The sequence below is a fragment of the Mesorhizobium loti genome (assembly GCF_003148495.1).
Taxonomy (GTDB): Bacteria; Pseudomonadota; Alphaproteobacteria; order Rhizobiales; family Rhizobiaceae; genus Mesorhizobium; species Mesorhizobium loti.
Map to the genome: position 1 here is coordinate 53002 of NZ_QGGH01000017.1, position 25884 is coordinate 78885.

Annotated in this window: 23 protein-coding genes; 6 read left to right on the top strand and 17 right to left on the bottom strand. The window is 63.0% G+C overall.

The window, feature by feature from the left end; translation table 11 throughout:
* Positions 1–103: 103 nt before the first annotated feature.
* From C8D77_RS32465 to cpaB, 9 genes are all read right to left on the bottom strand, one after another.
* Entirely contained in the window at positions 104–574 is a 471-nt protein-coding gene (locus C8D77_RS32465; protein ID WP_109671507.1) for a hypothetical protein, read from the bottom strand.
* Between the two features lie 186 nt (positions 575–760).
* On the bottom strand, positions 761–1582 hold the full coding sequence (locus C8D77_RS32470; protein WP_109671508.1) for a PA3715 family protein: 822 nt from the start codon (positions 1580–1582) through the stop codon (positions 761–763).
* Positions 1583–1669: 87 nt separating this feature from the next.
* Positions 1670–2632, bottom strand: coding sequence for a type II secretion system F family protein (locus tag C8D77_RS32475; RefSeq protein ID WP_109671509.1), 963 nt, complete (start codon positions 2630–2632; stop codon positions 1670–1672).
* Between the two features lies 1 nt (position 2633).
* Complete coding sequence (locus C8D77_RS32480; protein ID WP_109671510.1) at positions 2634–3599, bottom strand: type II secretion system F family protein; 966 nt, start codon at positions 3597–3599, stop codon at positions 2634–2636.
* Positions 3600–3603: 4 nt separating this feature from the next.
* Entirely contained in the window at positions 3604–5025 is a 1422-nt protein-coding gene (locus C8D77_RS32485; RefSeq protein ID WP_109671511.1) for a TadA family conjugal transfer-associated ATPase, read from the bottom strand.
* Positions 5022–6236 (bottom strand): CpaE/TadZ family protein, encoded by a 1215-nt coding sequence (locus tag C8D77_RS32490; RefSeq protein WP_109671512.1) that lies wholly within the window; start codon positions 6234–6236, stop codon positions 5022–5024. Before C8D77_RS32490 ends, C8D77_RS32485 begins: the two co-directional genes overlap by 4 nt.
* Positions 6237–6280: 44 nt before the next feature.
* Positions 6281–6550: a hypothetical protein gene (locus C8D77_RS32495; protein ID WP_109671513.1), complete on the bottom strand. Its 270-nt coding sequence runs from the start codon at positions 6548–6550 to the stop codon at positions 6281–6283.
* A 4-nt stretch (positions 6551–6554) separates the two neighbouring features.
* Positions 6555–7973, bottom strand: coding sequence for a type II and III secretion system protein family protein (locus C8D77_RS32500; protein ID WP_425453784.1), 1419 nt, complete (start codon positions 7971–7973; stop codon positions 6555–6557).
* Between the two features lie 59 nt (positions 7974–8032).
* On the bottom strand, positions 8033–8959 hold the full coding sequence (gene cpaB / locus C8D77_RS32505) for a Flp pilus assembly protein CpaB (RefSeq protein WP_245462837.1): 927 nt from the start codon (positions 8957–8959) through the stop codon (positions 8033–8035).
* A gap of 238 nt (positions 8960–9197) precedes the next feature.
* Here cpaB and parE point away from each other — a divergent pair, with 238 nt between their 5' ends.
* Positions 9198–11252: a DNA topoisomerase IV subunit B gene (gene parE / locus C8D77_RS32510; RefSeq protein ID WP_109671562.1), complete on the top strand. Its 2055-nt coding sequence runs from the start codon at positions 9198–9200 to the stop codon at positions 11250–11252.
* Positions 11253–11298: 46 nt separating this feature from the next.
* Positions 11299–13365: an FUSC family protein gene (locus C8D77_RS32515; protein WP_109671516.1), complete on the top strand. Its 2067-nt coding sequence runs from the start codon at positions 11299–11301 to the stop codon at positions 13363–13365.
* On the opposite strand, the gene C8D77_RS32520 is transcribed toward C8D77_RS32515, so the two are convergent.
* Positions 13362–14486, bottom strand: a complete 1125-nt coding sequence (locus tag C8D77_RS32520; RefSeq protein ID WP_109671517.1) for a DUF2336 domain-containing protein — start codon at positions 14484–14486, stop codon at positions 13362–13364. The genes C8D77_RS32515 and C8D77_RS32520 overlap by 4 nt on opposite strands.
* A 153-nt stretch (positions 14487–14639) precedes the next feature.
* Here C8D77_RS32520 and C8D77_RS32525 point away from each other — a divergent pair, with 153 nt between their 5' ends.
* On the top strand, positions 14640–15092 hold the full coding sequence (locus C8D77_RS32525; protein ID WP_109671518.1) for a MaoC family dehydratase: 453 nt from the start codon (positions 14640–14642) through the stop codon (positions 15090–15092).
* Positions 15093–15095: 3 nt separating this feature from the next.
* Positions 15096–15977: an HpcH/HpaI aldolase/citrate lyase family protein gene (locus C8D77_RS32530; protein ID WP_109671519.1), complete on the top strand. Its 882-nt coding sequence runs from the start codon at positions 15096–15098 to the stop codon at positions 15975–15977.
* Between the two features lie 12 nt (positions 15978–15989).
* On the opposite strand, the gene C8D77_RS32535 is transcribed toward C8D77_RS32530, so the two are convergent.
* Positions 15990–16664, bottom strand: coding sequence for a methyltransferase family protein (locus C8D77_RS32535; RefSeq protein WP_109671520.1), 675 nt, complete (start codon positions 16662–16664; stop codon positions 15990–15992).
* Between the two features lie 146 nt (positions 16665–16810).
* Between C8D77_RS32535 and C8D77_RS32540 the strand changes: the two genes are divergently transcribed.
* On the top strand, positions 16811–17545 hold the full coding sequence (locus C8D77_RS32540; protein WP_109671521.1) for a TetR/AcrR family transcriptional regulator: 735 nt from the start codon (positions 16811–16813) through the stop codon (positions 17543–17545).
* On the opposite strand, the gene C8D77_RS32545 is transcribed toward C8D77_RS32540, so the two are convergent.
* From C8D77_RS32545 to C8D77_RS32555, 3 genes are all read right to left on the bottom strand, one after another.
* Entirely contained in the window at positions 17523–19424 is a 1902-nt protein-coding gene (locus C8D77_RS32545) for a CASTOR/POLLUX-related putative ion channel (RefSeq protein ID WP_109671522.1), read from the bottom strand. The genes C8D77_RS32540 and C8D77_RS32545 overlap by 23 nt on opposite strands.
* A gap of 157 nt (positions 19425–19581) precedes the next feature.
* Complete coding sequence (locus C8D77_RS32550) at positions 19582–20190, bottom strand: flavin reductase family protein (RefSeq protein WP_109671523.1); 609 nt, start codon at positions 20188–20190, stop codon at positions 19582–19584.
* On the bottom strand, positions 20191–20775 hold the full coding sequence (locus tag C8D77_RS32555) for a nitroreductase family protein (RefSeq protein ID WP_109671524.1): 585 nt from the start codon (positions 20773–20775) through the stop codon (positions 20191–20193).
* Positions 20776–20932: 157 nt separating this feature from the next.
* Between C8D77_RS32555 and C8D77_RS32560 the strand changes: the two genes are divergently transcribed.
* On the top strand, positions 20933–21895 hold the full coding sequence (locus tag C8D77_RS32560; RefSeq protein ID WP_109671525.1) for a hypothetical protein: 963 nt from the start codon (positions 20933–20935) through the stop codon (positions 21893–21895).
* Between the two features lie 12 nt (positions 21896–21907).
* On the opposite strand, the gene C8D77_RS32565 is transcribed toward C8D77_RS32560, so the two are convergent.
* From C8D77_RS32565 to blaOXA, 3 genes are all read right to left on the bottom strand, one after another.
* Positions 21908–22846: a lysophospholipid acyltransferase family protein gene (locus C8D77_RS32565; RefSeq protein ID WP_109671526.1), complete on the bottom strand. Its 939-nt coding sequence runs from the start codon at positions 22844–22846 to the stop codon at positions 21908–21910.
* An 84-nt stretch (positions 22847–22930) separates the two neighbouring features.
* On the bottom strand, positions 22931–24907 hold the full coding sequence (gene thrS, locus C8D77_RS32570) for a threonine--tRNA ligase (RefSeq protein WP_109671527.1): 1977 nt from the start codon (positions 24905–24907) through the stop codon (positions 22931–22933).
* A gap of 126 nt (positions 24908–25033) precedes the next feature.
* On the bottom strand, positions 25034–25861 hold the full coding sequence (gene blaOXA / locus C8D77_RS32575) for a class D beta-lactamase (RefSeq protein ID WP_109671528.1): 828 nt from the start codon (positions 25859–25861) through the stop codon (positions 25034–25036).
* Positions 25862–25884 lie beyond the last annotated feature (23 nt).

Here is a 25884-nt window from a genome sequence, read left to right on the forward strand (position 1 = left end):
AGGCATGGTTTTCAGCCGATCTTTCGACGCAACCTGCCGATAGGGTTTACAAAGCGTCGATGTCTTATGTCCCGAAACCGACCCCTGTGGCGCGACGACCGGATCAACCCTTGTTCAAGAGAGCGAGGTTGGCGTTGACGACAGTGGGATCGGCCATGCCGGCCTTCGCTTCGAGCAGCAGCGCCTTGGCCTTCTTGCGATTGCCGCGCAGCAGTTGCGAATAGCCCATGTTGTTGACGATCTGCGGCTTGCGGCCGGCGACTTTCAAAAGCTGGCCGTAGGCACGGTCGGCGAAGTCGAAGCGGCCGAGCTCATCATAGGACGCAGCGAGCCCCATCCAGGCCTCGGCATTGTCGGCCTTCAACTCGACGGCCTTGCGAAAGTGCTTTTCGGCGAGGCCGTAATTGGCGTCGCGAAACTGCGCCTTGCCTTGCGCCAGATCGGAGGTGTCGATGCCTTTTGCCGCCGGTTGGATAGCGGTGGTCTTGGTCGTGTCGACGCCACCCGTCGTACAGCCAGACATCATCAAGACGGCCGCCAGCGCGGCCATTGCCGTGAACTTACTGTGACGCATGCCCCTGCCTCATCGCCCGATTTGCCGGGTCGTTCTTCAGGAAACACATTACATGAGCGGCGATTAAACTTCGGTGCCGAAACGCCGCTAAAATTTGGTTTCGGGCACACCAGCCATTAACCACCAGGCACAAGACGAAGACTTATTCCCGAGCGAACCCCTGCAGCAAGGGCGTGAGCGGCCTTTTCACGGTCCCATGACCTTGAGCGCTTCCGGAACCGGGTAGCGGCTGCCGTCATAGCGCAGCCGGTAGGTCCGGTTCATCGGCTTGCCGGGATGGGGTTGGCACTCGCCATCCTTATCGGGAGACGGGTTGTCCGTATCCGTCCGCTCGGCCACCGAGATATCGTGATAGCCGCGATGGCTCACCGGGCTCATCGCCAGGCTGACCTGGCTCGAATGGAAGGATCCCGCACAATTGGCATCGCCTTCGCCGCCATTGCCGGCCACGACGAGGCCGTCGAGAACCAGCCGCAAGGTATCGCCGGCGAGGGCATAGAGCCGCAGGTCGGTTTCGCTGAAGGGGTTGGCCTGCGAATGGTTTGCGATTTCGATGCGCAGGCCGAAGGCGGAGACCTCGGGCGCCAGCCTATAGCGGCCGGTATCGAGGTCGATCTTGCGGATGGCTAGGGCATCATCGGTGATCAGCCCTGGCTGGAGCAGGCGCTGGCGCACCTGCAGGCTGTTCCTGTCGACGACCAGAAGCTCGATATCTCCGACATGTCCGTCGTCGCTGGATTGGGCGCTGTCGGTCAGCGGCACTGCGACCAGCAGCAGGTCGTCATGGGCGGGCCATATCCTGCAGACCAGGACAAATGGCGAATCGGCATCCGCCAGGGCGATGCTGATATGGGGTTCAAGCGTGAACGAGGCGCCGTCGGCGCTCTTTCGAGCCTTGGGATAGGCCTGCTGCACCAAGGCGGCAGCATCGCCGCAATCGCCCGCCGCGGCCCAGGCGGGCGACAAACTGACCGCTGCGAGGCCAAGGAAGAGGGTGCGCAACAGCATTCGCATGGGCTTCTCACGTCGCAGGGGCAGAGTGCAGGCAGAACAATGGGTTGTCAGCCCCTCGATGGGGCTTTCGTGGGGCGCTCGCTAGTGCGCCGTCATTTTGACGATGACTGGAATCGCCGCAATCATCAACACCACCGGCAGGATGCACACCACCACCGGCACCGACATCTTGGCCGGCAGGGCGTGCGCCTTTTCCTCGGCCAGCGACATGCGCTTGTGGCGCATATCGTCGGAAAAGACGCGCAGCGCTCCTGACAGGCTGGTGCCGAGTTCCTTGGACTGTTGCAGCAGCGTGGCGAAGGAACGCACCTCGTCCAGGCTGAGGCGGTCGGCGAGCGCCTTCAGCGCATCGTCAAGGCTGCGCCCTGCCCTCAGCTCCAGCGACACCAGCTGCAGGTTCTGGCTGAGCGCGGGGTAAGTCTTGGCGAGTTCCTTCGAGACGCGCTCGATGCCGGCCTCCATGCTCATGCCGGCATCCGAGCAGACGATCATCAGGTCCATGAAATCGGGAAAGCCGTTGCGGTACTCACGCCTGCGTTCCCGCACTTTCTGGCTCAGCACGAGGCCGGGCAGGAAATAGCCGGCCGCTCCCGACAGGATGACGAATGTCCAGCGGCTGGCCATCGTCGCGTCCGGGCTGGCCATCCACCGGTTGAGCACAAACACGCCGATTGCCGTGCCGATCATCGCGGTGAACCGGATCAGGAAGAACATGCCGACAGCGCGCGGCTCCATATATCCTGCCTGGATGAGCTTCATGCGCAGCCGGGCGACATTTTCCGGATCGCTCCTGGCGTAGAATTCCTGCGCCCGCTTCACCGCCTTCTCGCGCACGACGCCGGTATTCTTCTTCTGTACCGGCTCGGGCTTTGCGGCCACGGGACCGTTGTCGACCCTGAGCCGGCGCATGACCTCATTGCGATCGCCCTTCGCCGCCATCATAGGCCATGCAACAGCGGCAGCGCCCGCGGCCAGCAGCAGGATGGCCACCGGCATCAACGAGGTCGGGGCGAGCGAGGCGAGGAATTCGATGAAGCCCTGCATGTCAGAACTTGAAATTCGACATCTTGAACATCATAAAATTGCCCAGCATCAGCCAGGTGATCGACCCACCAAGCAGGTACCAGGTCTTCGGCTCACCCCAGACGTCGCGGTAAAAGCTCGGCATCAGCGCCATGATGGCGGCAAACAGCAAGGCCGGCACCGCCGTCAGGATGTAGGCCGACATTCGGCCTTCTGTCGCAATGGCGCGCACCTTGCGGCGCAGCTTGCCACGCTCGCGGATTGTCGTCGCCAGGCCGTCGAGGATCTCGCGCAGATTGCCGCCCGAACTGGTCTGGATCGAGACGGCGGTGACGAACAGCGGCAGATCCTCCTGTCCGACCCGGTCGAACAGCGAGTTCAGCGCCGAAACCAGATCGGAGCCATAGGTCACTTCGTCGGCGATGACGCCGAACTCGGTGCCGATCGGGTCCGGCATCTCGCGCGCGACCATGGCGATCGCCACCGGCACTGGGTGGCCGGCCTTCAGGCCACGCGTGATCAGTTCCAGTGCCTCCGGCAGCTGCATGCCGAACCGCTTCAGCCGGCGCTTGCGCTTGAAACGCAACGTCAGCACCGGCAGCACCGGCACAAGCACCACAAACAGGACAAATCCCATCAGCGGTGGCAAGCCGTACCAGATGGCGACCAGACCAGCGGCGAATGCGACACCGCAGGTGATCATCAGGAATTTCGACAGCGGCATGATCATGCCCGACTGGGTTCGCAGAGCGCGGAACCGGTCCGGCGAAAACAGCGGCGTGCCAGCGTCAAGGCCCCGCTCCTTGCGCAATTGGACGAGCACCTGCTCCTGGCTGATCTTGTGTTCCTGCAGCTTCATGCGCCGGTTGATGGCGGTGCGCTTGTCGCTGCGGCCGGCATAAAGCAGGTAGCAGGCCTCGGCGATCAGGATGCCGGTAAGGGCAGCCGCGGCATAGACGATGTAGATCGCGCTGAGCCCGTCGAACACTTCGCTACTCCTGCGGCCGACCGGGTTCGAAATATCGTCCGGGGAACTCGATGCCCATGGCGCGCAGATCCTCGAGGAACCGCGGCCGGATGCCGGTCGCCTCGTAGTAGCCGAGGATCTTGCCGTCGGCCTCCATGCCGGTACGCACGAAGCGGAAGATCTCCTGCATCTGGATGACATCGCCTTCCATGCCGGTCACCTCGGCAACGCTGGTCACCTTGCGCTTGCCGTCGGACAGGCGCGTCAGCTGGACGATCAGGTCGAGCGCGCTGGCGATCTGGCTGCGGATCGACTGCACCGTCATCGGCATGCCGGTCATGCCAAGCATCTGCTCAAGCCGCGAGATGGCGTCGCGCGGCGTGTTGGCATGGATGGTCGCCATCGACCCTTCGTGACCGGTATTCATCGCCTGCAGCATGTCGAATGCTTCCTCGCCGCGGCACTCGCCGAGGATGACGCGGTCGGGGCGCATACGCAGCGCGTTCTTGACCAGGTCGCGCTGCTTCAGCTCGCCATGGCCTTCGATGTTGGCCGGACGTGTTTCCATGCGCGCGACATGCGGCTGCTGCAATTGCAGCTCGGCCGCGTCCTCGATGGTGATCAGCCGCTCATCTTCCGGGATGAAGGCCGACAGCGCATTGAGCATGGTCGTCTTGCCGGTACCGGTACCGCCCGAAATGATCGTCGTCTTGCGGGCATGCACCGCCGCCGCCAGCACTTCGGCCATGTTCTGGGTGATGGCACCGAATTCAACCAGTTTGTGCAGGCCGAGCTTGTTCTTGGAGAACTTGCGGATCGACACCAGTGGTCCATCGACCGCAACCGGACGGATGGCCGCGTTGAAACGCGAGCCGTCCAGCATGCGAGCATCGACCATCGGCTGCGATTCGTCGACGCGACGGCCGACCGCGGCAACGATCTTGTTAACGATGCGCAAGAGATGCGCCTCGTCCTTGAACGGAATATGGACCGGCTGCAGCTTGCCCTTCTTTTCGACAAAGCAATTCAGGTGGCCGTTGATCAGGATGTCGTTTATGTCGGGGTCCTTGAGCAGCGGCTCGAGCGGGCCGAGACCGACCATCTCGTCGACGATGTCGTCGACCAGCGCATCAAGTTCGACGGTGTTGATCGCCATCCGCTCCTGCTTGGTCTTTTCCGACACGAAATCATGCACTTGCCGGCGCATCTCATCCTTGGGCAAACGCTCCAGCGCGACGAGATTGATCTCCTCGAGCAGCAGCCGGTGGATGCGCACGCGCGCATCGAGCACCTTGTTGGCATTCTTTGCCGGTGCTGCTTCCGGCTTTACCGGCAAAGCCTTTCGGCTCGTCGGAATGACGACGGCATGATGGGCGACCGGCATTGGCTCGGCAGTCCGCTGCGGACGCGCATCGCGGTTCTGCAAGGTGGAGAAGCGGCTGGTCATCCGGCTTTCCTCTTCAGCAATCCACGGCCCATGCCAAACAGCGAGCGTGATTTCGCTCGGGTTGGGACCGCTTCCTCCGGCAGGATGATCTTCTTCAGATCATTAATGACATTGGCGTTCGGATCGATCTCGTGCAGCGGCACACCGCGATCGACCGCCTCACGCACCAGCCTGTAGTTGTTGGCGATGCCGCCGACGAAATGCTCGCCGAGAATTTCCTGGACGTCCGCCTGCTTGATGCCGTTGTCGAACATCTTCTGTTCGAAGCGGTTGACGATGACGTTCGGCTTCACCTCCTTGCCGGCGGTCTCGTAGACCGCCTGGATCAGCCGCTGCGTATGGCGCAGGCACGGCACCGTCATCTCCGCGACGATGTAGAGCTTGTTGGAACCGAGCAGCACCGTCTCCGTCCATGGAAACCAGGTGCGCGGCATGTCGATGACGACATTGTCGAAATAGGCCGAAACGAGATCCAGCATGCGCACCACGACATCGGTCTTGAACGAGCGCATTTCCGACGGATGCGTCGGTGCCGCCAGCACGCAAAGTCCGCTGGCGTGCTTGGACAGCATCACATCGAGCAGTTGGCGATCGAGGCGCTCGGGCTGGTTCTCGATCTCGGTGATGTCGAAGCGCGGTTCGAGGTCGAGATATTCGGCACAGGCGCCCTGCTGGAAATTAAGGTCGACGACGCAGGTCGAGGCGCCGCGCGTCACCGAATGATGCAGCTGGAAAGCGGTTTGCAGTGCCAGCGTCGTGGTGCCGACGCCGCCCGCGGCCGGCATGAAGGTGTAGATCTGCGACTCGGTGTTTTCCTCGCGCCCGGGTCCTTGCAGCGCTCGCACCACGGAGCGTACGAGATCGGCGGTGGTGATCGGCTTGACCAGGAAATCCGCGACCTTGAGCTGCACGAGAATGCGCACCGCGGCCGCGTTGAACTCCTGCGTGACGACGACAACCGGCACCTTGTCCTCGAGCCGGCGCATGACGCGCTGCAGCGACTCGACCTCCTCCAGTCTTGCCGCATCCATGTCGACGATGATGGCGCCGAAGTCGGCTTCCTGGATCTCGCCGCGCAGCTCCGTAACACTCTTCTCCACTGTCGAGAGCTGGATGATCTCGGAGGCGGCGAATGCGGTCCGCGTGTCCTGCACAAAGGTCCTATCGGTCGATACGAGCAGGATCTTCCTGGTCTTGATGCCGTTTGCCATTCTGTCAGCCTGTCAGGTCGCCATTGGACCAGTTGCCCGTTGGATCAATTAGTCGTGCTGGACTGCGACGCCTTCGTTTCGGCCGCCTGATCGGGGGTGACGGCCGCAGCGGCGCCTCGCTGGGCCGGCACCAGAAGTCTGGTGTTCTGGACTCCGTACTTCCAGGGATCGACCATCTGCATGACGGTGTTGGCAGCCTGCGCTTCGCCGGCGCCGATCGTCGGCCCTTCGCTGCGCACATAGTCGTCGCTGGTGCAGCCGGCGGCAAAACCTGCCAGCAGCAAGGCGATGCTCGATCTCAAGACCAGGCGCATGACTTCAGTCCTTCGGCAGGTCGAGGAAATGCCCGACCGTGGTGACGGCAGCCGGCTGCGCGACGCTGCCGTCGGCCATTGCCAGCGCGCGGTTGGCGTCGGACGTCTTCACTTCCTCGGTGTTGTTGAGAAAATAGTCGGCGTTGCTGGCCGGCTGCGTGCCGTCGGTCGGCTCGACGAGCTTCTTCGACGGATCGACCGGCTTGACCAGATAGGGGGTGACGATGATGACTAGGTCGGTCTCACGCCGCTGATAGGATTTCGAGGAGAACAGCGCTCCAAGCACCGGCATCTTGCCGAGACCGGGAATGCGCGACGTGGTGATGTCGTTTTGCGACTGCAGCAATCCGGCGATCATGAAGCTCTGGCCGTTCTTCAGGTCGACCGACGTCCTGGCACGGCGCACGATGAAGCCGGGAACCGAGATGGTGCCGATATTGTAGGAGGCCGAAGCGTCGATCGAGGAGACTTCCGGCGCGATGTCCAGGCTGACCAGCCCGTCCTTCAGGACGGTAGGCGTGAAATCCAGGCTGACGCCGTATTTCTTGTAGCTGACCGAGATCTTGCCGTTGTCCTCGGAGACCGGGATCGGGAACTCGCCGCCGGCGAGGAAGCTCGCCGTCTGGCCGGACCGGGCGATCAGGTTCGGCTCGGCCAGCCGCCGCGCCAAGCCGCGCTCTTCCAGCGCCTTGATGGCGATATCGATCGACACACCGCTCGACAAAAGCCGGCCGATGATCTCGCCGGTGCCGGCGGTCGGTACTGAACCCGGATCGATCGTCACGTCGCGTCCGCCGATGCCGTAGGCGAAATTGGCGGCGTACTTGGCACCCAGCTCCTGGCCAGCCTGGCGGTTGATTTCGACGAAGCGGACGTTGAGCTGGACCTGCTGCGACGACGAGATGTTGACCGAGTTGATCACCTCTTCGGTGCCGGAAAAGCGCGTCGCGATCTTGTTTGCCTTTTCGGCGGCGACGGCGTCATCGGCCTCGCCCGACAGCACGACACGGCCATTGGCCGAGCCGACCTTGATCCTGGCATCCGGCACGCTGGCGCGAATGGTGCTGGCCAGTTGGTCAGTGTCGAGCGTCACCTCGATGTCGATGGTGCCGACAAGCTGCTTCTTCTCGTCGAACAGCGCGATGCCGGTGGTGCCGAGATTGTTGCCGAGCACATAGAAGGACTTGTCGGTCAGCGGATTGACGTTGGCGATCTCCGGATCGCCGATGACGATCTGGTAGAAGGCGGCACTTGTCATGATCGTCTTTGGCTTGCCCTTGGCAACCTTGATCGACGCATTCTTGGTCGACGACACATAGACGATGTCGTTGTCGGCCTTGGCGCAGGTGCCGAAGGCCAGCATCGTGGCGGCAGCCAGCGAAGCCGCGACAGCCACGGTGCGCAAAACGCGCAACCGTCCCATGACCCTGTATGTGATCAGCCCGAACATTGTCCCGTCCCTCACCCAGTCCCCACTGGCTTCTATTTCTGGTCCGGCGAAGGAACCTGGTATTCCTCGGCCTTTGTGCCGCGCGTTACGATGACCGTCTTGAATTTCGGCTTCTCCGGCTCCTTGGTGACGGCGTCGAACAATGAGCCGGCCGCGGCCTGCACATTCGAGGCGACGGATCCACCGAAGGAAGAGATGGTGGTGACGCCGTTCTTGTCGTCTCCGCCTTCGCTGGAGGACCGAAGCGACAAGGACAAGGTGCCGACGGTGCGGGCCAGTGCCACTTTCTGCGCGCCGTCGGTCGTCACCTCGATGGTCACGGAATTGGAAATCTGCGGCGTCGTCTGGCGCTCGTCGGCGCCCTGCCCGACGCTCAGCACCTTGGCATCGGCAACGACGATCTCGGAAGTGATGGTGGAACCGGCAGCGCCCTGAGCGTTCTTGGCCACTTCCTGGATTTCGCCGGCATCGCGTGTCAGCACGACATCGACCCGGTCGCCCGGCGTGACGAAACCGCCAACCCCGGCGATCTCATCGGTACGGATGGTTACCGCCCGCATTCCGGGCGTCATCATGTTGGAGAGCGTCGCGCGGCCATTTGGCCCGGACAACTTGGTCAGCAGCACCGGTTCGTTGACTTCGATCGGCGACAGCACCACGCGGCTACCGTCGGCGAGCAACGCATTGATAGTGGTGAAGGCGCCCTGCGGCACGGACTCTTCCGACCACGGAATTTCGCTAAGCTGCGCCCGGTCGAGTTCCATGCCGTAACGCAGCGGCGCATTCGCCACCACGATGGTCTTGAACTCTACCCTGGGCACGACAGGTGCCGGGATCGACGCCGTCTTCTCTTCGGAATCGGCCTTGGCCTGGCTCTTGACCCAGAAATCCGCGGCAAAGATCGAGATCGCGCCAAAAACGGCGGCGATGCCGATCATCGATATGGCCTTGCCCCTCACGCCGAAACCCCTGATGCCCGCAGTTTCTTGTTTTGTTGGGCTTAACCCTAGGCGGCATTGTTAAAGAATCAGGAATTTCGCACGGTGGTATCCGACCTATTTCCGCCGACTTGGTTATCGAATGGTTTTGGGTTAAGAAGGACCATATCCCCGAACGGAACAGGAACCTCGGTCGCTTGGCGCTGAAAAGCGTGGCAGTATCGCGAGGTGATTCGCAGCATCGGACCCTATGGCAGGCATGGACGACAACAACGATCTCTTCGGCAATATGGACAAGCAGCCGCAGCCGGTTCGCACGCCGGCGCGGCCGGCGGATCCGCTGGTTCAGGCCACCAAGCGTCCTGCCGCGACCAAGGATGGCAGCGAAGGCTATAGCGCCGCCGACATCGAGGTGCTGGAAGGGCTGGAGCCGGTGCGCCGCCGGCCAGGCATGTATATCGGCGGCACCGACGACAAGGCGATGCACCATCTGTTCGCCGAGGTCATCGACAATTCGATGGACGAAGCGGTGGCTGGCCATGCCACCTTCATCGATGTCGAACTCTCGGCCGACGGCTATCTCGCCGTCACCGACAATGGCCGCGGTATCCCGGTCGATCCGCATCCGAAGTTCAAGAAGCCGGCGCTCGAAGTGATCATGACGACGCTGCATTCGGGCGGCAAGTTCGACTCCAAGGTTTACGAGACATCGGGCGGCCTGCATGGCGTCGGTGTGTCCGTGGTCAACGCGCTGTCGGACCATCTCGAGGTCGAGGTCGCACGTGGCCGCCAGCTCTATCGCCAGCGCTTTTCACGCGGCGTTCCCGTGACCGGCCTGGAACAATTGGGCGAGGTCCACAATCGGCGCGGAACAAAAATCCGCTTCCACCCCGACGAGCAGATTTTCGGCAAGGGCGCGGCATTCGAACCGGCGCGGCTCTACCGCATGACGCGTTCGAAAGCCTATCTGTTCGGCGGCGTCGAAATCCGCTGGACCTGCGATCCGTCACTGATCAAGGAAAAGGATCCGACACCGGCCAAGGCTGAATTCCATTTTCCCGGCGGCCTGAAGGATTATCTCAAGGCATCGCTCGGCGACGACTTCCAGGTGACGCGCGAGATTTTCGCCGGCAAGAGCGAGAAACAAGGCGGCCATGGCTCGCTCGAATGGGCGGTGACCTGGTTCGGCGGCGACGGCTTCATCAATTCCTACTGCAACACCATCCCGACCGGCGAAGGCGGCACCCACGAGGCCGGCTTCCGCAATGTACTGACGCGGGGCCTGCGCGCCTATGCCGATCTCGTCGGCAACAAGCGCGCCTCGATCGTCACCTCGGAAGACGTCATGATCTCGGCGGCGGGCATGCTGTCGGTGTTCATCCGCGAGCCGGAATTCGTCGGCCAGACCAAGGACAGGCTGGCGACGATCGAGGCAATTCGAATTGTCGAGACCGCGATCCGTGATCCGTTCGACCATTGGCTGGCCGACAATCCGCAGGAAGCCTCGAAGCTACTCGAATGGGTGATCGCACGTGCCGACGAGCGGGTGCGCCGGCGGCAGGAAAAAGAGGTGTCGCGCAAGAGCGCGGTGCGCAAATTGCGGCTGCCGGGCAAGCTCGCCGACTGCACGCAAAATGCCGCGGCCGGCGCCGAACTGTTCATCGTCGAAGGTGACTCGGCCGGCGGATCGGCCAAGCAGGCACGCGACCGCGCCAGCCAGGCCGTCCTGCCGCTGCGTGGAAAAATCCTCAACGTCGCCAGTGCCGGCAACGACAAGCTCGCCGGCAACCAGCAGATATCCGACCTGATCCAGGCGCTCGGCTGCGGCACGCGATCGAAATATCGCGACGAAGATTTGCGCTACGACCGGGTGATCATCATGACCGACGCCGATGTCGATGGCGCCCACATCGCTTCGCTGCTGATCACCTTCTTCTACCAGGAGATGCCGGCGCTGGTGCGCGGCGGCCATCTCTATCTTGCGGTGCCGCCGCTTTACTCGATCAGGCAAGGCGGCAAGGTCGCCTATGCCCGCGACGACGCGCACAAGGACGAACTCCTGCGCACCGAGTTCACCGGGCGCGGCAAGGTCGAACTCGGCCGCTTTAAAGGTCTGGGTGAGATGATGGCCGCGCAGCTCAAGGAAACCACCATGGATCCGAGGAAGCGCACGCTGCTTCGGATCGATGTGATCGATGCCGAGGCGGCGACCAAGGACGCCGTCGACGCGCTGATGGGCACCAAGCCGGAGGCCCGCTTCCGCTTCATCCAGGAACGCGCCGAATTCGCCGAGACGGAAGTGCTGGATATCTAGCCGCCAGCCAGTCCATAACACGAGCTCCAGTTGCGGAGACGAGCATGTGACCTGGGTGCGGCTGAAAGGCTATTTCGAAACCAGTTTAGCCGGGTTGACCCAACCGACGCGCTCGGACTGGATTTTTGCCCTGCGCACCGTTTCGGCCGGCCTGATCGCGCTGCTGGCCGCCTACGCGCTGAAACTCGACCACCCGCAATGGGCTATGATGACGGTGTTCATCGTCGCTCAGCCGGTTGCCGGCATGGTGCTGGCGAAGGGCTTCTACCGGCTGCTCGGCACGCTTGCCGGCGGCGTTGCGGCGATCGGCATCACCACGGTTTTCGGCACCAACCCCTGGGTGCTGGTGACGGTGCTTGCCGTCTGGATCGGCATTTGCACCTTCGTCTCGTCGCTGCTGCGCAATCCCGAAGCCTATGGCGCCGCCCTTGCCGGCTACACCGCGATGATCATCGGCCTGCCCGCCTTCGGACAACCGCACCTCGTCGTTAACCTCGCCGTCGCACGCTGTGCCGAGATCGTGCTCGGCATTGTCTGCGCCGGCCTGACCAGCCGGCTGATCCTGCCGAAACTGGCGAGCGACGCCATCATCTCGCGCCTGAAACGCTGCATCCTCGATCTTGCCACCTATGCCGGCGGTGCTTTCTCCGGCGGCGATCCCGCAACGCTCTCCGGCCTGCATCGAAAGCTGGTCACTGACACCCAGACGCTTGGCGAGATGCGCGCCTATGCCAGGCTCGAGGCGCCGAGCTTCGCACCGCGTGCACATCCGGTCCGGCGCACCATAGGACAGCTGCTCTCGGCCCTGTCGGCGGCACGCGCGCTGCATTCGCACGCTGCCCCGAAGAACGCCGCACTCATTCCGGTGCGCTCGGAATTGCAGGCTCTTGTCGGCGAACTGGCAACCAAGTCAGGCGCGCTGGATGACACCGCACCCTGGGTGGCGCGGCTCGACGCCATTTCGGCCAAGGCCCGGCAAATGCCCGATGCCTCGACCGACCAGGGCGACGACAGGGTCGGCACCATCACCCGCCTCACCATCGCCGCCGATTTCGCCGAGGCGCTCAAGCAGGTACTGCGCGGCCTCGACGCCTTGCGCGCGCCTGCCACGCGCCCGGTCCGGGGCAGCAGGCAGCCTGCGCTGGTGGTGCATCGCGATTACCCCGGCGCGTCGCGCAATGCCGTGCGCGCTGCCCTTGCCACGCTGCTGGTCGCGGCCTTCTGGCTGACAACGAAATGGTCGGAAGCGGCGGGCACGGTCATTCTCGTTGCCGTCGTATCGAGCCTGTTTGCCGCTCGCCCCGACCCGGTACAGGTGGCCTGGGGCTTCTTCAAGGGAACGCTGCTGGCGCTCCCCTTTGCCTTTCTGGTCGGCCAGATCGCGATGCCTGCCCTGCCCGGCTTCGGCTGGTTCGTCCTGTTTGTCGTGCCCATCCTGGTGCCGACGGCGCTGGGCATGGCCAATCCGCGCTATGTCGGCGTGGCCACGGCCTTCGCCATCAACTTCCTCGCTTTCCTCAGCCCGCATCAGGCGATGACCTACGATCCTGGCCCGTTCTTCGCCGGCTCGGCATCGGTGCTGGTTGGTATCCTGCTGGCGATCGGCGTTTTCATCCTGGTGCTGCCCGCCGATCCGTGGCTGGCGGCCAATCGCATCGTGCGCGCCATGCGAGAGGATCTGGCGCGGCTTTGCCTGCATGAGCGGGTGCCGAGGCGTTCGGCCTTCGAGAGCCTCGCCTATGACCGCATCAACCAGTTGATGCCGCTGGTGCAGAACGCCGGCAGGAAGGGCGATGCGGTTTTAGGCGGCGGCGTCGCCGCCGTCACCGTCGGCCTGGAGATTCTGCGGCTGCGCGACGCAAGCCAGGGCCATGCCATCCCATCCGAGACCGCGCTTTCGATTGCCAACTTCCTGAGGGGGCTGGCGCGCGAACTGCTCTTCCGCGCCCCCGGCGATCCGCAGACCTCGACGGTCACCGTCGCCCGCCAATATGCGGCTGGTATCGCCCAACGAAACGGTGCCGGCGAGATGCTGCAGATCGCGGCATCACTGCGTATCATCGCCGCGGCGATGGAGGATTTTCCGGATTTCTTCGCAAGGGATAAAGGTTAAGCGGCAGCGATCGCCAGCGCGTGGCCCCGCGCGTTCTCGCGCAGCGCATCGAGATGGATCGACTTGACCAAGGCGGCGAGATCGCCTTCGGCGGATTGCCCGCCCACCTCCTTTAGCATCAGCCAGCTGACCTCCTGCACTCCGGCGACGCGCTTGCCGTTGGCGACCTCGCGCCAGGTCTTCAGCGCGCGCAGGATAATGGCATGCGTGGCAGCGGCGAGGCCGGCGCTGCGGAACAACGCCTGCAAGGCAACGTCGTGCCCGCCGGCCAGAAGCGCCCTCACCCTTTGTTCGGACTGCTGGCTGAGCGCGACCAGCGCCGAGCCGAAGAAGTCGACCTTGCCATGCGCGATGGTGCGGATGAGGAAGCTCGCGGTCAGATCGCCGCGCAGCCTGAGATGCTCGATCAGTGCGGCATGCTCTTCCTGGCGCGTGCCCTCGATCAGCGTCACCGAAGCCTTGACGCAGGCGTCGTGCATGACGCGGTCGGCTCGCGCCGCGCCCATCAGTGCCATCACCAGCGGCGACGTTTTCAGCATCTCTCCGAGCTTGACGAGCAGCATATGCCGGCAGTCGGCAGGCAGGCGGGCGTCCGATATCAGCGCCTCGCGCACCAAAGGCAGATGCCCGTGCCGTTCGGCCATGCGGCGGAAACTGAGCGAAGCGATGTCGGCGCCGCTGTTGGCGAGCAGCACGGCGCAGGCTTCCGCCTCGCCGATCTCGGCGATGGCCGCCGACAGCGCCATCGAGACGAGCGGCCGGTCGGCGATCAATTTTTGCGTCGCCCTCGGACTTGAGGCCACGCGGTTGATGAGATCGGCGTCGGTGAGCAGCGGCGAGCGCGCCAGCACCACGCCGGCGACTTCCGGCTGGTCGGAGGCAAGCACGCTGATGATCTGCAATGGCGCGTGGTGGCTCATGGACAGCGCCTCGGCCATCGCCAGACGCACCTTCGACGAGGCATCGTCGAGCAACAGCGTCAGCGCTGCCTCGGCGGCGCAACGGTCCTCGAATGGCAGGTCGGAATTTACATAGGCCCGGGCCAGCGCGCTGGCCGCGGCGGCGCGCTCCGACACCCTGGCGGTGTAGATCCATTTCAGGAAATGCGAAACAACAACCATGCCCGCCTGCTTACGCCCCTTGCCAGAAGGTTTCTGGCCCCAGTCAGGACCGTAGGCAGAAATGGTTTACGAACGGTTCACCATGTTCATTAACTGGCTTGCGAGCCCTGAATGCAGCGCCTATCAACCGTCAAACAGTGGAGGAGAGAGAAAATGGCCGGGCTTTATCTCGAAGAGTTCGTCGTCGGCCATGTCTTCCAGCACACGCTGCGTAAGACCGTAACCGAAAGCGACAACATGCTGTTTTCGGTGATGACGCTGAACCCGCAGCCGCTGCATATCGATTTCGATTTTGCCGCCAAGAGCGAATGGGGCAAGCCGCTGGTCAACTCGCTGTTCACGCTCGGGCTGATGATCGGCATTTCGGTCAATGACATCACCGTCGGCACCACGGTGGCCAATCTCGGCATGAAGGAAACCGTGTTTCCGCATCCGGTCTTCCATGGCGACACCATCCGGGTCGAGACGACAGTCATCTCGGTGCGGGAGTCGAAATCGAAACCCGATCGCGGCATCGTCGAATTCGAGCATCGCGCCTACAACCAGCATGGCGATCTCGTCGCCAAATGCACCAGGCAAGCGATGATGCTGAAGAAGGCGATCTGACGCATGCGTTCGCTGCTGTTCGTCCCCGGCGATTCCGAGAGGAAACTGGAAAAGGGTTTTGGTGCCGGTGCCGACGTGGTCATCGTCGATCTTGAAGATTCCGTGGCGCCGCACAACAAGGCGCTGGCACGCGAGGTGGCGGCGCGCTTCATCGCCGAGCGCAGGGCGCAAACCAGCTCGGCGATCTACGTCAGGGTCAACGACCTGTCGACGGGGCTGACGGATGACGATCTGGCGGCACTCGTTTCAGCCAAGCCCGACGGCATCATGCTGCCCAAGTCGAACAGCGGCCAGGATGTGCAGCACCTGTCGGCAAAGCTCAGGGTTCGCGAGGCTGAAAACGGCCTGGCCGACGGCGCGATCAAGATCCTGCCAATCATCACCGAAACGCCGGCAGGCGTGCTGGCGGCGGCCACCTATGCCGGGACGAGCGCGCGGCTTGCCGGTCTCACCTGGGGCGCGGAAGACCTGTCGGCGGCGATCGGCGCACGCATGGCCCGCGACGAACATGGCCGCTACACGGACGTGTTCCGTCACGCCCGCACCATGACAATACTTGCCGCTGGTGCGGCGGAGGTCGCGGCGATCGACACCGTCTTCCCGAATTTTCGCGACATGGCGGCCTTCCAAGCGGAATGCATGGAAGCCGAGCGCGATGGCTTCACCGGCAAGATGGCGATCCACCCCGCTCAGGTGTCGGTCATCAACGCCGCCTTCACGCCGTCGGGCGAGGCCGTGAGACAATCGGCGGCAATCGTCGCCGCGTTCGCGGCAGCGGGAAATCCCGGCGTCGTCGGCATCGACGGCAAGATGTACGACCGCCCGCATCTGCGACTGGCCGAACGACTTCTGGCGCGGGCAAAGGCGGCAGGTGTTTCCGCCTGAGCGCCCGAATCGCTACCAGACCAATGGAATCAGGCGGTAGCGAACATGGGCCGCATAGTCGTCATAGCCTCGCAGGCCAGTCCGAAGCGTGCTTTCTTCGATGAATGTGCGGATGGCCAAAAGAATGATGAACACGAGCACCGATGCCAACCCCCACCAGGAGCCAAGCAGGAGTGCCGTGCCGGCAAAGAAGAGAATGGCGCCGGCATACATCGGATGGCGGATGTAGCTGTAGGGACCCGTGGTGATCACGCGCTGTCCGCGCTCGTCCTGGATCTTCACAACGGGCGCCGCGAAACTGTTCTCCAGCATCGTCAGATAGCAGATCCAGATGCCGAGCAGCAGGACAGCCGCGCCTATCACCTGTACCCAGACGGGAACCGCCGACCAGCCGAAACGGATGTCGAGCCCCATGAGGGCCTGCCAACCGAAGATAGCGGCCAGCAATACGCTCAACAGCACCTTGTCAGCTGCGGTCTGATTCTTCTGGATGGGAGGGCTCAGTCTCTCATTCATCAGGCCGGGATCGCGCCGGGCCAGCGCTACGCCCAAGCTGAGGCTAAGCCCCACCATCACCACCAGGAACACCCAGGCTCCCGGCCAGTGCAGCGTGCCGGCCGACAGGAAGAGCAAGGCGCCCATGACGCCGAACCACACGAACGTCTGGAGAATCAACTTCGATATCATGACAAACCTTCCGCGATATGCCCCCGCCAGCATTGGCCTGACTAGACCACTGGTCTATTATACCGACCGACGGTCTACCATTCAAGTGGATCGAGGACCATCACGCATCTGGACGAGAGCGGCCATCGCGTGCAGAAGCTTTTGTCATGCCCCGTGTCATCAAGCATCCTGAGCTCAGGCGAGAAGAACTTCTGGATCATGCCCAGGCCCTGTTCCTGACGCAGGGCTACGACAAAGCGAGCCTCAACGACGTGATTGCGGCTGCCGGCATCTCGAAAGGCGCCTTCTATCATTACTTTGCCTCCAAGGACGCTCTTCTGGTGGCGCTGGCCGAGCGCTTCGCGAGACAGGCATTGGCTGGAGTCCAGGACATACTCGACGATCCCGATCTCGATCCGCTCAGCCGCCTGAATGGCCTGCTTGCCCAGTCGCGGCGGGCCAAGATCGAGACTGCACCGGAAGCCTGGGCTCTTTTCGAAACGCTGTTTCGGCCGGAGAACCTGGTGCTTTTCCACCGCATCAACCTGGCCGCCAGCGCGTCGTTTTCACCCTTGCTGGTCAAGATCATCAGGCAAGGCATCGAAGACGGCACCTTCAGGACATTCGACCCGGAGGGTGTCGCCGACATCGTCATGCAGTTCGGCATGGCCACTCACGACATCATTGCCAAGGCATTCGCCGGCGGCACCGACGCCGACATGGACGTCGCCATCGAAGCCCTGGAGACACGCGTCAGGCTCTACGAGATCGCTCTCGACCGCATACTCGGCCTCCCCGATGGGAGCATTCGCATCGGCGAGCCCGGCTACGTGCGCGCCGTCATGACAGCCAGGCGGCGGACGAGTGCCGGCACGGCCCTCAGTCCCGCGCCAGCACGATGATCCGGTCCTCCGGCAGATAGGCGAGTGCTTCCGACCTCAGCGGGTTGACGGTGACGCCGCCCAGCGCCCGCTGGTCGGCCTCTCCGGCGCGGATGCGCCGGTAACCTATGGCGATTTCGCTGCGCAACCGCGCCGATTCCGCGATCGTCCAGAAGGTCACCGGCCGGTCGATGGCGACATAGTCGGCGACCGGACGCATGTAGATTTCAGAACCCTTCTCGTCGAGCAGGTCGTCGAAGATCGCAGCGAGATACTGATTCTCGGATGCCTGCGCCAGCATCAGGCTGACCAGCCGGTTGCTGACGACGAAATCATCGGCCTTGGTCACCGCCGCAAGCTCTCGGTTGCGCACGTCGATCATCTCGCTGACGATGCTGATGTGCATGCCGGCATCATCTGCGATCTTGCGCAGATGCAGCAGCGTCACCAGCGTGCGCGTATCGGCCGGCTGTGCTGCCATGGTTTCGCTGTAGCCGAGGACGAGCACGTGGTCGTAGGAAGGCACGTCCAGGCTTGCCAGCGCGGCGCTGCTCGACGTGTCGGTGACGCGGCAGGATACCGACAGATTGTCGCCCGCGACCGGCAGTTCGGCAACTTCCTGTTCGAGGCCGGGCGTATCGGCGGCGATCGTCAGGATCGACCCAGGCGCGACATAGCGCGACAGTTCATAGGTGATGATTGGACCGCGCCGATTCCAGCCGAGGATCAGCGTGCGCTCCGGCTTCGCCTCGATGGATCGCGGGCCGAGGATCGCTGCTGCGTCGATCTTGATCCCAGCGCTTCCCAGCTTTATCGCGGCATCGTCCTCGGCGATGATAATGGCGCGCATGTCCTTGCCGATCACCAGATCCGACGGCGGGTTGAGATTGACGCGGCCCTCGCGGTCGCAAAGCCCGATCAGCGCGCAGTGCTCGTACGCCATGACCGCCTCGCCGAAGCTTTTGCCGGTGAGGTCCGGCTGCTCGGTCGTGTAGATTTCACAGCCGTCGAAATCGAGCAGCTCCGAATAGACGCCGCTGAGACCTGACTGCCGGCTCGAATGCACGACGATGCGCGAGATCAGCTGGTCGGCCAGCACGAGTTGAACCTCGGCTCCGCCGACGACCCGGGCGACCTCGGCATTCTTGCCATCGCGAATCTCGGCGGCGATGTTGTAGGGGGCGGTGCGCCGGTTTGGATCGTTGACCAGCGCCAGCACCGTCTTGATGACCTGCGAATCCGGGTCGTCGCCGTCCGGCGACAGCACGATGACCGACCGCGAGGTCTGCGGATTGACGATGACCAGATCATAGAGATCGGTCGGGTCGCCGCTGCGGCAGATGATGCGCGTGTTGCCCAGTTTGCCGACCTTGGCCGCGATCTCGTCCTCCATCTCGACCTTGTCCATATTGGCCATCACGACGATGCGCGGACGGCGGCGGCTGGCATTGGCAATGACGAGTTCGGAGATGACGTCGAAGATCGACGGCGACCAGTTGAGGATGATGGTGTGATCGGTCTCCAGCACCCGCGAACGGCCCTTGCGCAGTTCGTCGAGCTTGCTGTCGACGCCGGCGCTAAGCACGCCGATGAGGGCCGACACGACGAAGATACCGGCAAGCGTGACAAACAGCATAACGAGGCGGAAGGCCCAGCCTGTGTCTCCGCCCATCGTGCCGGAATCGAGCGTGCGCATCAGCGATTCCCAGAACGCTTCGACGAAGTTCAGCGGCTCGCCGCCTTCCGGCGCGATGCGGGTCACCGCAAGGAAGCCAGCGGCGGCGATGATGATCAGCAGGGAAACAACGGCGAGCCAACCGATCAGCGCGATCGGGCCGGCGGCCATGCTCTTGTCGAACCAATAGCGCAGCCGGGTTCCCAGCGAGTCTCGTTTCTTCATGTCGCCCGCGCCCCGCAATATCCCCAAGGTCGATGCGTAACCCCAACGCATCGCCGAAGCCGCTCTCTTAGCGTGTGTTCAGATAAAGGGGAATCGCTTTCGCGTGCCCACGGCTATTGAATCCGGCGACGCGGCGGACGGCGGCCGAACCTAAGACTTAGTCCTTGTCCCAGCGCGGCCTTCGCATCGAAAACACCTCGTCGACGCTGGCATAGTCCATGTAGCCGAGACGAGCGACATTGCCGGCTTTGGTGATGTCGAACAGGCCGTCTGTCAGGAAGGCGTCGTCGATATGCACGCCGACCACCTCACCGGCGACGACGACGGCACTTGTCGGCGATCCGTCCAGCGCCTTTGGCCGAAAGACCTCCGTCACCCGGCATTCGAGCGCTGCAGGCGCTGCCGCCACGCGCGGCGGCGCGACCAGGCGCGACGGCGCCATGGCAAGATCGGCGTAGACGAACTCATTGACGCCGCGCGGTGCGCTGACGGATGTGCGGTTCATCTTCTCCGCAAGATCGCGACTGACCAGATTGGCGACAAACTCGCCGGTTTCCTGGGCAAAGGAGGCGCTGTCCTTCTCGCCTTCGGAGGAGAACCAGACGATGAACGGCCGCGTCGAAACGGCATTAAAGAAAGAATACGGAGCGAGGTTGATCTCACCAGCCTTGTTCAGCGTCGAAATCCAGCCGATCGGACGCGGTGCCACGATCGCCTTCGACGGGTCGTGTGGCAGGCCATGGCCCTTTGAAGGCTCATAAAACATTCAGCCGTTCCATGGTCCCGAATAGTCGCCGTAAAGCTTTGCCGGATCGGGCCGCGGCCGCTCCGGCGCCGGGCCGGCATAAGAGCCGATATGGATAAAGCCGATGACCCGCTCCTGCGGCGCCAATCCTAGCAGCGCCCGGCCCTCCGGTACATCGGAATACCAGTTGCTGATCATGTTGGTGCCATAACCCAGCGCGTTGGCTGCTATCATCAGGTTCATCGCCGCCATACCGCCCGACAGGAACATTTCCCATTGCGGGATTTTTGGATTCTCCCTGGGGATAGATACAACGCCGATCACCAGCGGCGCGCGCGAGAACCGCGCCAGTTCCTGGTTGCGGCGGCCTTCTGGCAAGGGCCCCTCCCGCTGCTCGGCAAGGGCTGCCAGTTGCCTGCCGATCTCGACGCGCGCTTGGCCACGGTAGACGATGAAGCGCCAGGGCTCCAATCGGCCATGGTCGGGCACCCGTGAGGCAGCGGCGATCATCGTTGCGATTTCCGTATCGCTCGGCGCCGGCTCCTTCAGATCCGGAATTGGCGCGGAGTTTCGGGTCAGCAGGAAATCGATGATCGGCGACGCCATGGGCGCAAGTCTCCTAGACATTCTGTTTTGAGCTGAAGCGCACCATCGGGAATTCGGGCGGCTCGGGCATTGGCGCGGGATACGCCGGACGGAAGAGTCCTATCGATCGGACTCTTAAGCCTTGAAATTGCCACCGCCATGGGCTTCAACGCAAGGCATGTTTGAGGGGACTGTCCGTCTTTTCCTGATCTGGCTCGGCGCCCTGCTGTTGATGGCGCCGGTTTCGTTCGCCATAGCGCAGAACGTCGACGGTGTCAGTGACCTGAAGCTTCCGGGAATTTCAAGCTATGCGACGCCGAAAGGCGAGACATCGCTGGCGTTGAGCGGCGGCGGCGCCATCACACTGTCCGCCCAGTTGACCGACAAGGGTTCCGACATCACGCGCGGCATCGTCTGGCGGGTCTTCAAGCCCGAAGCCGTCAACGGCAAATTGCCGATGGTCGCTTCCTCCCATGGCGGCACCGCCGTCTTCCAGCTCGAACCCGGCAGCTATCTGGTTCATGCCTCCTACGGCCGGGCCGGCGCCACCAAGCGCATCACTGTCGGCAAGGATGCCAAGCGCGAAAGCCTCGTGCTCGATGCCGGCGGCCTCAAGCTCGACGCCGTGCTGTCCGGCGGCGTGCGCATTCCACCGAAGAACCTGCGCTTTTCGATCTACGAGGGCACCGCCGAGGCCAATGGCGACCGCGCGCTGATCATTCCCGACGTCGAGCCCAACAGTGTCGTGCGGCTCAACGCCGGCATCTACCATGTCGTCTCGACCTATGGCGCGGTCAATGCGGTCATCCGCTCCGACATCCGCGTCGAGGCCGGCAAGCTGACCGAAGCCACCGTCGAGCACCATGCCGCCGAGATCACGATGAAGCTGGTGCGCGAAACCGGTGGCGAGGCGATCGCCGATACCTCCTGGTCGCTGCTCAACGAATCCGGCGATCCAATCAAGGAAACCGTCGGCGCCTTCGCCTCGATGGTGCTGGCCGAGGGCGACTACACCATCATCGCCAAGAACCGCGACCGCATCTATCAGAAGGATTTTACCGTCGTGGCCGGGCAGAACCAGGAGATCGAGGTTCTGGCCACCGAGGCTGCGGCGATGGATCCTGAAGAAGGCGCGGACTAACCGCTTCTGACTTCAGGCCGCCAGCTTGGTCCGCGCCGGCAGGAACGGAATGCGCCGGCGCGCCACGACTGGCGCCAGGTCGAACACGCCGCGATAAAGCCGGTCGAGCAACGCCTTGCGGTCGCGCAACGGCTCCAGTTCGCTCCAGTTCAGCACATCGCCGACGCGCACGTCGATCGCCTTGCCGGACAGCCGCGCGAATTCATGGATTAGCAGCGACGTGCGCAAGGTCAGCGAGGCCTTGCCGACGAATTTCGCCACCCGGCCGTCGCGCTCGGCCATGTTCATCGGCCCGCTGACCAGATGGAACAGCCTGCCGTTCTGCCCGGAAAAATGCATCGGAATGACCGACGCCTTGGCGTCCTGGACGAGACGGGCCGGAAACATCTTCCACGGCAGGTCGCGCGCCCGGCCAAAGCCCTTCGGCGCGGTGGCGACACCGCCGGCCGGAAACACCACGATGGTGACGCCCTCTTTCAGCAACCGCACCGCTTCATGGCGCACGGCCATGTTGTTCTTGAGCGCGTCCTTGGTCTCGGAGAAGTCGATCGGCAGCGAGTAAGGCTCCATCTCGCGGATCTTGAGCAGATCCTTGTGGATCATCACCCGGAACGGTCGTCCGAGCTGCTCGGCCAGCGACAGCACGGCAATGCCGTCACCGATGCCGAACGGATGATTGGCGACGATCACCAGCGGCGTATCCGGCAATTGTGCGGGCGGCCATTGATCTGATGTCCGCACCCGGACGTCGATCAGGTCGAGCATGCGGCTGAACACGCGTTCACCGGTCGGCACGACCTGGCGGCGCCAGAAATCATAGAGCGCGGTGTAGCGGTCGCGGCCCGACAGGCCCTCGACCGAATGAATGAACCAGCGCGTCAGCGCCGGCTGGCGCGGATTGGCATAGGAAAGCTCGGGAAAGGGTCGTTCGCGAAATTTCAGCTTGAGCATAGGGGCTCGTTACAAGGTCGGCGTGACAGGGATATGAAAATGGCGGTGGATCGCTCCACCGCCATGTCGTCGGAACTGTGCCGATTACGCAGCGCGTTTGCGGCGGCGATCAGGTGTCATGGCCTCTTCGGTCAACTGCGCGATCGCCTGGTCGAGGCCAAGCGATTCCTGGTCGCGTGAGCCCAGCCGGCGCATGTTGACCGTCTGCTCTTCCGCCTCACGCTTGCCGCAGACGAGGATGACCGGAACCTTGGCCAGGCTGTGCTCGCGGACCTTGTAGTTGATCTTCTCGTTGCGCAGATCCGCTTCCGCCAACAGCCCGGCGGCCTTCAGCCTTGCCACCACCTCGGTCGCATAGCCGTCGGCGTCCGACGTGATCGTCGCCACCACCACCTGCAGCGGCGCGAACCACAGCGGGAAATGGCCGGAATAGTGTTCGATCAGGATGCCGAGGAAGCGCTCCATCGAACCGCAGATGGCGCGGTGCACCATGACCGGCTGCTTCTTCTCGGAATCCGAGCCGATATAGAAGGCGCCAAAACGTTCTGGCAGGTTGAAGTCGACCTGCGTCGTGCCGCACTGCCATTCGCGACCGATGGCATCCCTGAGCACATACTCGAATTTCGGCCCGTAGAAGGCGCCCTCGCCCGGATTGATCGAGGTCTTGATCCGATTGCCGGACCTTGCCCTGATCGTCTCCAGCACGTTGCCCATGATTGCCTCGGCGTGGTCCCACGCCTCGTCGGTGCCGACGCGCTTGTCCGGTCGTGTCGACAGCTTGACGCTGACTTCTTCAAAACCGAAATCGGCATAGGTCGACAGGATCAAATCGTTGATGCGCAGGCATTCCGCTGCCAGCTGTTCCTCGGTGCAGAAGATGTGCGCATCGTCCTGCGTAAAGCCGCGCACGCGCATCAGCCCGTGCAGTGCTCCGGACGGCTCGTAACGGTGCACATTGCCGAATTCTGCAAGCTTTACGGGTAGATCGCGATAGGACTTCAACCCATGCTTGAATATCTGCACATGGCCCGGACAGTTCATCGGCTTCAGCGCGAAGACGCGGTCGTCATCGGTGTCGTCGCCGGCGACCGTCACCTTGAACATGGCGTCGCGATACCAACCCCAGTGGCCTGACGTCTCCCACAGGCTCTTGTCGAGAACCTGCGGTGCGTTGACCTCCTGATAGCCCTGCTCGTCGAGGCGGCGGCGCATGTAGTTGACCAGATTCTGGAACATCTTCCAGCCCTTGGCGTGCCAGAAGACGACGCCCGGTCCCTCTTCCTGGAAATGGAACAGGTCCATCTCGCGGCCGATCTTCCTGTGGTCGCGCTTCTCGGCCTCCTCCAGCATCGTCTGGTAGGCTTCTAGCTGCGCCTGGTCGGCCCAGGCGGTGCCGTAGATGCGCGTCAGCATCGGATTGTTCGAGTCACCGCGCCAATAGGCGCCGGCCACCTTCATCAATTTGAAGGCGTTGCCGATCTGCCCGGTCGAGGCCATGTGCGGGCCACGGCAAAGGTCGAACCAGTCGCCCTGCGCGTAGATCTTGAGATCCTGATCCTCGGGAATGGCGTCGATCAGCTCGAGCTTGTAGCGTTCGCCCTTGTCGGCAAACACTTTTTTCGCCTTGTCGCGCGGCCAGACCTCTTTGGTGAACAGCTTGTTGCGCGCAATGATTTCGCGCATCTTCTTCTCGATCACCGGAAAATCGTCAGGCGTGAACGGCTCGTTGCGGGCAAAGTCGTAGTAGAACCCGTTCTCGATCACCGGCCCGATGGTCACCTGCGTTCCCGGCCATATCTCCTGCACGGCTTCCGCCAGCACGTGTGCGGTGTCGTGGCGGATCAGTTCCAGCGCGCGCGGATCATCGCGGGTGACGATCTCGACCTTGCCGGACTTACCCAGCGGGTCACTGAGGTCGCGCACGGTCCCGTCGATGGCGTAGGCGACGGCCTTCTTGGCCAAGGACTTCGAAATCGATTCGGCTAGGCCAGCACCGGTCATCGCCGCGTCGTATTCGCGAACGGAGCCGTCGGGAAATGTCAGGGAAACGGAATTCAGCATGTGTATCTCCTATCCAGTCCCGCAAACGAGCGCGGGTGGTCGTGGGAAAAGCCGGATGCGTCCGGCGGCGGCTGTCTTTTATGGACAGATTCCGCCGCCGTAAAGCCCGGCTCAGGTGTCAGGCCTTCATTTGATGAGCAGCGGCAGATCCTTCAGGAACGCGGCCCGGGTCTTGAGGCCCTTCGGCATATCGGTGCGGTTGGTGTCGACGACAAGCCGCGCAAAGACGATCTGGCGGCCATCCTTGTTCGCCCAGCCGACGAACCAGCCGAGCGAGCGCTTGTCCTGGACCTTGTCGGCGTCGTTACGCAGCCTGGTGCTGCCGGTCTTGCCTTGCACCGTCCAGCCTCCGGCCTGGAAGGTCGGGATAATGGCTGATGTCATGTCGTAAGCCTTGGCCGAGACCGGCAGCTTGCGGGCCAGTAGCTTGCGCAGGAAATCGACCTGCTCGACCGGCGTGATCTTGAGCGAGGAATTCACCCAGGACTGGGTCAGACCATCATTCTTACCGGGATTGCCGGAAACATCGGCGTTGCCGTAGTCGAATTTCGAGACGTAGCCGGCAAAACTCTGCTGCCCGAGCCGGCGGGTGATTTCCCGGGAGAACCACAGGATCGAATCCCGCTCCCAGACCACCGGGTCGACTGTCTTCTGATCCCGCTTCACCGCGTTGAATTCAGGCTTGTAATCCCAGCTCGGCGTGTGCTCGTCGTTCAGGATCCCGCTGTCGTAGCCGATCAGCGACAGCGGCACCTTGAACGTCGAAGCCGGGCTGAACCGCTGGTCGCACACACCATCCTGGTAAAGCGTCGTGCCGCTCGCCGCGTCAGCGATCACCGTGCATTCGACGTCCTTCAGCGGCGCCGATTGCGCGCGCAACGGAAATCCCAGCAGCCAGGCGAGCAGGAACAGGATTCCGGCAAAGATGAAGGGAAGACGGTCGAAATTGCGCATTGATGCTCGCTCCAGAAGGGTGT